This window comes from Chryseobacterium sp. Marseille-Q3244, assembly GCF_940807095.1.
GTDB lineage: Bacteria > Bacteroidota > Bacteroidia > Flavobacteriales > Weeksellaceae > Chryseobacterium.
This window is the reverse complement of record NZ_CALNWX010000007.1, coordinates 313,268-320,779: the sequence shown is the minus strand read 5'-3', so window position 1 is coordinate 320,779 and position 7,512 is coordinate 313,268. Positions and strand designations below refer to the sequence as shown.

The window sequence follows — 7,512 nt, the reverse complement described above, 5'->3', positions numbered from 1 at the left end:
ATAATACCCCTGTAAAGAAAGCTATAGATGACTTTTATAAAACTTCATCATTACTAAAATATGATAAAATTTTTTCGGTTTCTTACAAAAATATAGATCAGAATATTATCCAAGTAAATATTATTGGTAATGCAAATAAATTTTATATAGAAAATGATAAGCCTTTAAATAGGTTGCCTACAAAATATGTAGAATATAATGGTAAAATATTTTATTGGAATGATAATAGTCAAGATAAATTAGATTCTTCAGTAATTAATAAATTAGGACAATATGGATTGATTGAATATAATACAGATGTTATTGAATACAATATAGATGATAAGAAGAAAGGAGTTAGTTATTTTTTTTGTATGAAAGATTTAACTAGATATAAGAAAATTACATCAAATATTTCTATAACTCAACCTCCTAAAATAAATTGTAAATAACCCAAGCTGCCACACAAAAGGATTTGTGTGGTATTTTTATTATCAATTAGCTATATTTACCAATACAAGGATCATTTGGGAAATATTCGGGTAAGCTTTGCCAAAAACACTGCAGGCATTCCTGGAATTACAGATACTAATAACTATTACCCCTTTGGGCTAAATCATATAGGAGGGGAGAAAGGAGCTGCAGGAGACTGGTATGTATGATTATGGGGCTAGGATGTATATGCCGGATTTAGGAAGATGGGGTGTTGTAGATCCACTGTCAGAAATATATAGAAGATATACTCCATATAATTATACTATCAATAATCCAATAAGGTTTACTGATCCTGATGGGAGAACAATAAATGATCCTAAGAGTAAAAAAGAAGCAGAGCATACTACTACGGGATTAAACATGAGAAAAACATATTTACAAACACAAAAAAATCTGATAACACAGTCTGCAACGGATAAAAATGGAAAAGTTTCCTTAAGCAAATCTCAGAAAAGAGAAGTGGCAAACATTAATTCAATGGTTAATCAAGTTAATCAGTCCCTTAACGATATAACCGATATGATAAATGATAAAAATAATGATTATATTTTTAGAGACGCTTCACTAAACGGTGGGTTACCAGAAACTAAGAAAACAGGCAGTGCAGAAGTAACTATTTATTTTGATGATTATGGCAAGAAAGTGCATAGATAACTTGTATTATTATAAAAAAGTTGAGAATGGAAGTATGGGCTTTATGTTCAAAAAGCGCCCCATAGCCCAAGGTAAATGATTTAATACTATAACAACCCTACATTTTAGGGTTGTTATAATTATAAGTACAATGGAAAGGAGTTGCAAGAGACTGGTATGTATGATTACGGAGCGAGAATGTATATGCCGGATATTGGAAGATGGGGAGTAATAGATCCGTTGGCGGAGAAGCATCCCGATTTAAATCCAATGATGTATACAGCGAATAATCCCGTACGTTTTATTGATCCTGATGGAAGGGATTGGGGATTGAAAATAGATCATAAAAACAAAACTATTAAGATAGAAGGAAATTATTATTATCAGAACCAAGATGGTTATGATAAAAATCAAAATGCTTTGGCTGCGTGGAATAAATTAGCTGCAACTTATACAACTGAAGATGGTATAGAATATGCAGTAAGCTTTGATTTAAAAGGTAGTGTTGCGTCTGAAGGTAAAACAGCAGATCAATTAGCTGCGGCTGATCCGATTGGAAATTCTGTTAAAGAATTGTCAGACACAGGATATAATAATTGGTTTAGTGCTATAGCAGGTGCGGATGCTGCTGCAGAGCATTCCGACAATCAAGGAGGAGGAGGTACCAAGCAAGGAAAATACATTGCCAACAAAAGCTCTGTAGCAATTGATAAAACAAGAGCCCACGAAATGGGGCATACTTTTGGGCAAGGAGAAAATGACGATGGTGTAATGAATTACTCTAGTAGTTTTGATAAAATGTCTAGTCCAAACTTTTCTAATACTAAAGCCATATTTGGTGATGCATATAAAAAAGTGAAATCTGGTCATAATTTAAATTCAGATAATGCAACTGCAGGAGGAACAATAGGTAAATCTCAATTTAGAATAATAGTTACTGGTGGTAATTATTCGGGAAAAGGAAACTTTCTAAAACAAAAAAGCTTTAAAGAAAAATAGGATGTATAATAAAATTTATTACTTAGGACTTATATTTTGTTCACTTTTCTATTCTGCTCAAGATATTGAAATTATAAAAGTTATTTATAGAAACAATCTCAACTATCAAAGCTTATACAATAAAAAAACAATAAGTTATGATGAGATAGATACTTCAAAAAACATATCATTAATTACTAAGGATAACAATTTAAATTTTAGTAGTCTGATTAAATGTCACGAGAATAAATGTTTTACAATGTCCATCGATGATATAATAGTAAGCAGTGACTTTATTTTATCAGGAGATCTAAATATAAAGGGTCAATTAGTGTCTATGAAGAATTATACAAAAGATTATTTAAATAGGCTTGTTATCAATCAAAAGAAATTAAAGAAAAAATCAAGTTATATTTTATATCAAAATGAACTTAAAAATGTAATTATTGTTGTTCTACAAATGACAAAGTCTTACTATAATACACATACAGGTAATTTAAAATTATGTGGAGATCCAAATGAAAAGGTAACATTGTATAGATTTTTAAATGGAAATGATGAAAACGATCTATTATAGATACACAGTAGAGGAGCTGCTTTTGGAACTGGCTATACAGAAAGATTATTGGAACTTATCAAAGAAAATGCAAATGAATTTGCGGATCCTAGTAATGTTGTTGATTTTGTACTTAATCTAGCTCCACATCAATCGAATGCGCTTGACGCACCCAATGGTGTAGATAGTTATTCAATAGATCATAACAGAGACAAGCTATCTGGAAATGATATGAAAAGATTAAAAGGTCCCCCCGCTGGCGCGAGCATCTTGCTCGTGCTAGATTAAATATAAACAGGTTGCTTTTCAAAAGCAGCCTGTTCTTATAAAGCCCAAGCTGGATTTTGTAGGAGTAGCTCTAACAGATAACTTTGAATATAAATATACCGGAAACCGCCTGAATCAGGTGATAGAATCTGCAATGAATGATACCGGGTATGAAGGCGGAAATAATATAATAGATTATGATGTAAATGGAAATATGATTAATATGAAAGATAAAGGGATGAATACTATTGATTATAATCACCTTAACCTTCCCAATGCTTTCACAATCAGTAATGCAAATCCTATAATTGGCCAGCCATTTAATGCTAACCTAATGTATTTATACCGTGCAGATGGAACCAAACTAAGAAAAACGTATTCAACCCGGCCTCCGAGAGGATCGGCTAGAACCAGTATGACCGATTATTTGGATGGCTTCCAATACTCATACCGAGAGGGTGGAGGACTCTGTCTGACCTGTCGTACCGAATCTGCTTTTGAAGAACAGGCTTACGGAAATCTCGGAAAAACTTTTCCTAATATAGGAGATCCACCAGCATGGAAACTGGATTTTGTACCCACTTCAGAAGGCTTTTACAGTTTCACAGAAAACCGTTATATTTACCAATATAAAGATCACTTAGGCAATATCCGGGTAAGTTTTGCCAAAGACAGCGCAGGGGTTCTGGAAATTACCGATACGAATAACTATTATCCTTTTGGACTCAACCATATCTCAGGAATGTTTGGGACTTCTAATTTTGGAGGATTATACAGTTATAAGTATCAAGGACAAGAGTTACAAGAGACAGGTTTTTACTCATTTAAGTGGAGAAATTATATGCCGGATGTAGGTCGTTTCTTTAATATAGATCCTTTTTCTGAAAATATGCTTATCAATCCCATTATAACTTTTCTGAAAATAGGGTTGTTGATGCAAGAGAATTAGAAGGTCTTGAAGCTGTAGATTTTAGAAAAAATGATAAGTATCAAAATCTTGTAGTTGTAGTTCAAGGCTGGTCAGGTAATACAAGAGCAGGTCATACACAAGCTCAAAATAGAGGTGATGGAACAGTTGATAAACAAGGGTTAGGCGCTTTACAGAGTCTATCTAATTCCAACACTAAAGTTGTAGTTTTTGACTCGTCTCGAAATGAGAATACAAAAAATGATATAAACTCAACAATTTCAAGTTTCAATGAAAATCATCCTGATGGTGTGGTAGCGGCGGTAGGACATAGTTTAGGTGGAGATAATCTTGTAGAGAAAGTAAATGAGAATAAGAATTTAAAAGTGGATTTAATGGTTACTTTAGATATAATGGATTTTATTTCCGATACAGAAATAAAATCTGAAAATGTATCAAAAGTCGTTAATTATCGTCAAACAAAAAACTTGTATGGTGGTGAGAAAGTGACAACTTCAGAAGATAATAAAACAACTAAAGTAATCAATGTTCTAGCTCCTAAATCAGATCATAGAAGCATAGATAATGATTTAAGTAAGAAAGTTACGGAAGTAGTAAAAAGAGAATTAATACCCAATCAATAATGAAAAAATTACCACAAATAATTTTGATTATTTCGTCAGTTTTTACTGTAATATTTTTATACCTTGATTTCGATTTTTTAGAGTTAGTTCCTTTAGTAATATTTTTACTGGCAATTAATTTTTATTTGATTTACACATACGATAGTATATTACTGAATTATATTTTAAATAGTTTATTAATTATTTTTCTAATAATTTGTTTCTCTTTTGGAGCAATACTAAGACAAGATTGGCATTTTATGGAATGAGTAATATCAAATATATAAAAATCGCTGTTGTTCAAAGTCTTTTTACTTTGAACAAATAAAAGATGCCACTGCTATTTTTGCAATGGTTTTTGTCTTTAATAAGAATTTTGATTTTTTTATATTTTCCAATATAAAGATCACTTAACCAACAGAGTAAATTTCACCAATACAGCACTATCAACACCCATCAGTTTGTTCATTTCGTCCTGCCCCCTCGCTGGCGCGAGCCTCTGGCTCGTGACCAACAAAAAACATTTCAAGAAGCTCCCGTTTTCGGTGGCTTCTTGTTATTAAAAATAGTATATTTATGATGATACGAGCGGGACGCTCGCACCAGCAGGGGCACAATATAATTATAAAACATATGGACCTAAAAATTAGTACTTATTTTATATTAATTTTGATTTTTGTTTTGATTTCATGTGAAAAACATCAGAAACTATATAACAATCCTATTAGTTCTTTTCAAAATTTAATATGTGATGATCCTATTAATGATAGCACCAAAATCAAAAATGTTGAAACGTTTTTAATTTTTGGAAACTCTACAGATGATACAATCAAAGTTTCTTTGAGAGATATTCAAAAAAATTATAAGCATATTTACGAAAAAGATACTTTTGAAATTAATTTTGAAGCTCTAAACCCAATTTCTATACCACCTCATGATTCACTTGGATTGCCTTGTATGTCTGTAATAGAAAAAAAATTCGCAAACGGTAATGAGATATTTAAAGACGGTTTTTCAGTTTTAAATCTTAAAACAAAAAAAGCAATTTCTGAAACTTCAAATTACAGTTTAGAACAAGTATATGAATTTCAAATGTACCAAAAATGGGGAAAGAAAAGTGGTAAAATAAATTTGTAATTTTGGTGGGAATACGTATAATAATTATAAGTATCAAGGACAAGAGTTACAAGAGACAGGTTTTTACTCATTTAATTGGAGAAATTATATGCCGGATGTAGGTCGTTTCTTTAATATAGATCTTCTTTCTGAAAAATATGCTTATCAATCCCATTATAACTTTTCTGAAAATAGGGTTGTTGATGCAAGAGAATTAGAAGGTCTTGAAGCTGTAGATTTTAGAAAGAAAATGATGAAAACAATCACAAAAATAATTTTAATTATTTCAGTAATTTATACCGTACTTTTATTATATTCTCAATATGATTATTTTTTAGAATTTACCCCTTTGGTGATAGCTCTATTGGCAATTAACTTTTATATGATTTATAAATACAATAATAAGTTGCTAAACTTTATTTTAAATGGTTTATTGTTTGTCTTTCTAATATTTTGCTTCTCCTTTGGGATAGCACTAAGGCAAGATTGGTAGACATAAGCTTTGTTATTTTATAAAATTCTTAGTTTGTTTAAGAAAAGCATCAACGAGAGCAAGACATGCTGTCTGCCTACTGCTCAAAGTCAAAGATTTTTGCGCAGATAAATTTTAAAACCACTACGTTTGTAGTGGTTTATTGTTTTCTAGTCTATTATCATTTTATAAACATAGTTTTATCTTTCAATCAAAATATTCTTAACAACCGTCTGATCTCCCACTTTTAAAATTCCTATATAAACTCCTCTTTCCAGGGTAGAAACATTAATTTTTGTTTCATTATTGACTTTCAATAGTGTTCTTCCTGATACATTGGTGATTTCAAAACTGAAATTTGCTGGTTTATTTGGTAATTCAATATTTAGGATATTATTAGCCGGGTTAGGGTAGAGCCTCACATTTTCCAATCCGTTTTGTGATGCTGTCTTATTCATGGTTAAAGTGGTAGAAGCAGTCGCAAAATGTTGTAAAGCTCCCACCGTGGCCTTCCCGATATTATAGACATACACAGGATCTACATTCGCAAAAGTATCCTTGGAGCTATGGGGGAAACTGCTTCTTATTCTTTCAAAAAAGCCGGTGATGATTTCACCTTTCTGCTCAAAGGGAATATAATCAGTATCAGCTGCCGGGTCTACAGCGGTTTGAAGCGGAGAATACAAAGCCGTGCAGTTTCTGAGTTGTTGCGTTACTGCAGCTGAAGCCGCATTATTGCTCGAAAGACCTCCCTGATCTTCATCACAGTACACCGTGTTATTATTATTTCCTTTTACACCACCTACCTGGTCAAGATTAAAAACAAGTTTAATATCCAGTTTACGAACCCCATTTTGATAGACTACAGTATTAACATAATGTGAGCTTCCAATTAATCCTTGTTCTTCTCCCGAAAAGTGAATAAACTTAATAGAATACTCTGTTGGTACATTTTGTAATATCCTCGCAGCTTCAAGAATGATAGAAGTACCACTGCCATTATCATTAACCCCAGGTCCGTTAATGGTATCAAAATGCCCGCAAATAATTACATACTTGTTAGGATAAAGGGTTCCGGTTTTCGTAATAATCAGGTTTTTTGAGGTTGCTGAACCATAGGTGAATGGGCTTTCCGTAATTTGGCTGGCAGTATATCCATAAGAAAGATATTTGTTTTTAATCCAGTTTAAAGCATTCGTATTAGCTTGGGTTCCGGTCTTTTTAATTCCAAAATTACCGAAATCCTGAAGATTCGTTGTAATGTTAGTTTGGGTTACCATATCAGCCCTGTCTTTATAAGCCTGGATAAAAGTTTGAGCACTAATGCTCTGCAAAATCAATGAAGTGCATAAAAGAGTGGTAATTCTTTTCATATAATTAATTTTTAATTGGTATTGCGAATGTAGTAAATAAATCACAACAAAGTGTTTAAAATATTATGAATACCATAAAATTTCATCTTAAAATAGGGGAAGAGGGCTATATT

At 32.0% G+C, this 7,512-nt stretch carries 9 protein-coding genes and 1 pseudogene; 9 read left to right on the top strand and 1 reads right to left on the bottom strand.

What is annotated here, in order from left to right; translation table 11 throughout:
- The 9 genes and pseudogenes from NBX25_RS15040 to NBX25_RS15005 all read left to right on the top strand — a co-directional run.
- The coding region (locus tag NBX25_RS15040; protein ID WP_250254225.1) for a hypothetical protein at positions 1-431 on the top strand (431 nt) is incomplete at its 5' end.
- 27 nt (positions 432-458) lie between these two features.
- On the top strand, positions 459-641 hold the full coding sequence (locus NBX25_RS24910) for a hypothetical protein (RefSeq protein ID WP_502799763.1): 183 nt from the start codon (positions 459-461) through the stop codon (positions 639-641).
- Positions 642-660: 19 nt separating this feature from the next.
- Positions 661-1,128 (top strand): RHS repeat-associated core domain-containing protein, encoded by a 468-nt coding sequence (locus tag NBX25_RS24905; protein WP_502799762.1) that lies wholly within the window; start codon positions 661-663, stop codon positions 1,126-1,128.
- 114 nt (positions 1,129-1,242) lie between these two features.
- Positions 1,243-1,431 (top strand): annotated as a pseudogene (locus tag NBX25_RS15030) (RHS repeat-associated core domain-containing protein); the annotation flags it as partial.
- Positions 1,432-2,107: 676 nt separating this feature from the next.
- Positions 2,108-2,662, top strand: coding sequence for a hypothetical protein (locus tag NBX25_RS15025; protein WP_250254224.1), 555 nt, complete (start codon positions 2,108-2,110; stop codon positions 2,660-2,662).
- Between the two features lie 385 nt (positions 2,663-3,047).
- Positions 3,048-3,857 carry an RHS repeat-associated core domain-containing protein gene (locus tag NBX25_RS15020; RefSeq protein ID WP_250254223.1) on the top strand — a complete coding sequence of 270 codons (810 nt, stop codon included), beginning with the start codon at positions 3,048-3,050 and terminating at the stop codon, positions 3,855-3,857.
- A gap of 269 nt (positions 3,858-4,126) precedes the next feature.
- Positions 4,127-4,459, top strand: a complete 333-nt coding sequence (locus NBX25_RS15015; RefSeq protein ID WP_250254222.1) for a hypothetical protein — start codon at positions 4,127-4,129, stop codon at positions 4,457-4,459.
- 612 nt (positions 4,460-5,071) lie between these two features.
- Positions 5,072-5,575 carry a hypothetical protein gene (locus NBX25_RS15010; protein ID WP_250254221.1) on the top strand — a complete coding sequence of 168 codons (504 nt, stop codon included), beginning with the start codon at positions 5,072-5,074 and terminating at the stop codon, positions 5,573-5,575.
- On the top strand, positions 5,568-6,047 hold the full coding sequence (locus NBX25_RS15005) for an RHS repeat-associated core domain-containing protein (RefSeq protein ID WP_123911569.1): 480 nt from the start codon (positions 5,568-5,570) through the stop codon (positions 6,045-6,047). The genes NBX25_RS15010 and NBX25_RS15005 overlap by 8 nt, the downstream gene beginning before the upstream one ends.
- Positions 6,048-6,226: 179 nt before the next feature.
- Here the strand turns inward: NBX25_RS15005 and NBX25_RS15000 are convergent, their stop codons facing one another.
- The gene (locus tag NBX25_RS15000; RefSeq protein ID WP_250254220.1) at positions 6,227-7,399 is read right to left on the bottom strand and encodes a M28 family peptidase; all 1,173 of its coding nucleotides are present in this window, start codon (positions 7,397-7,399) and stop codon (positions 6,227-6,229) included.
- Between the last annotated feature and the right edge of the window lie 113 nt (positions 7,400-7,512).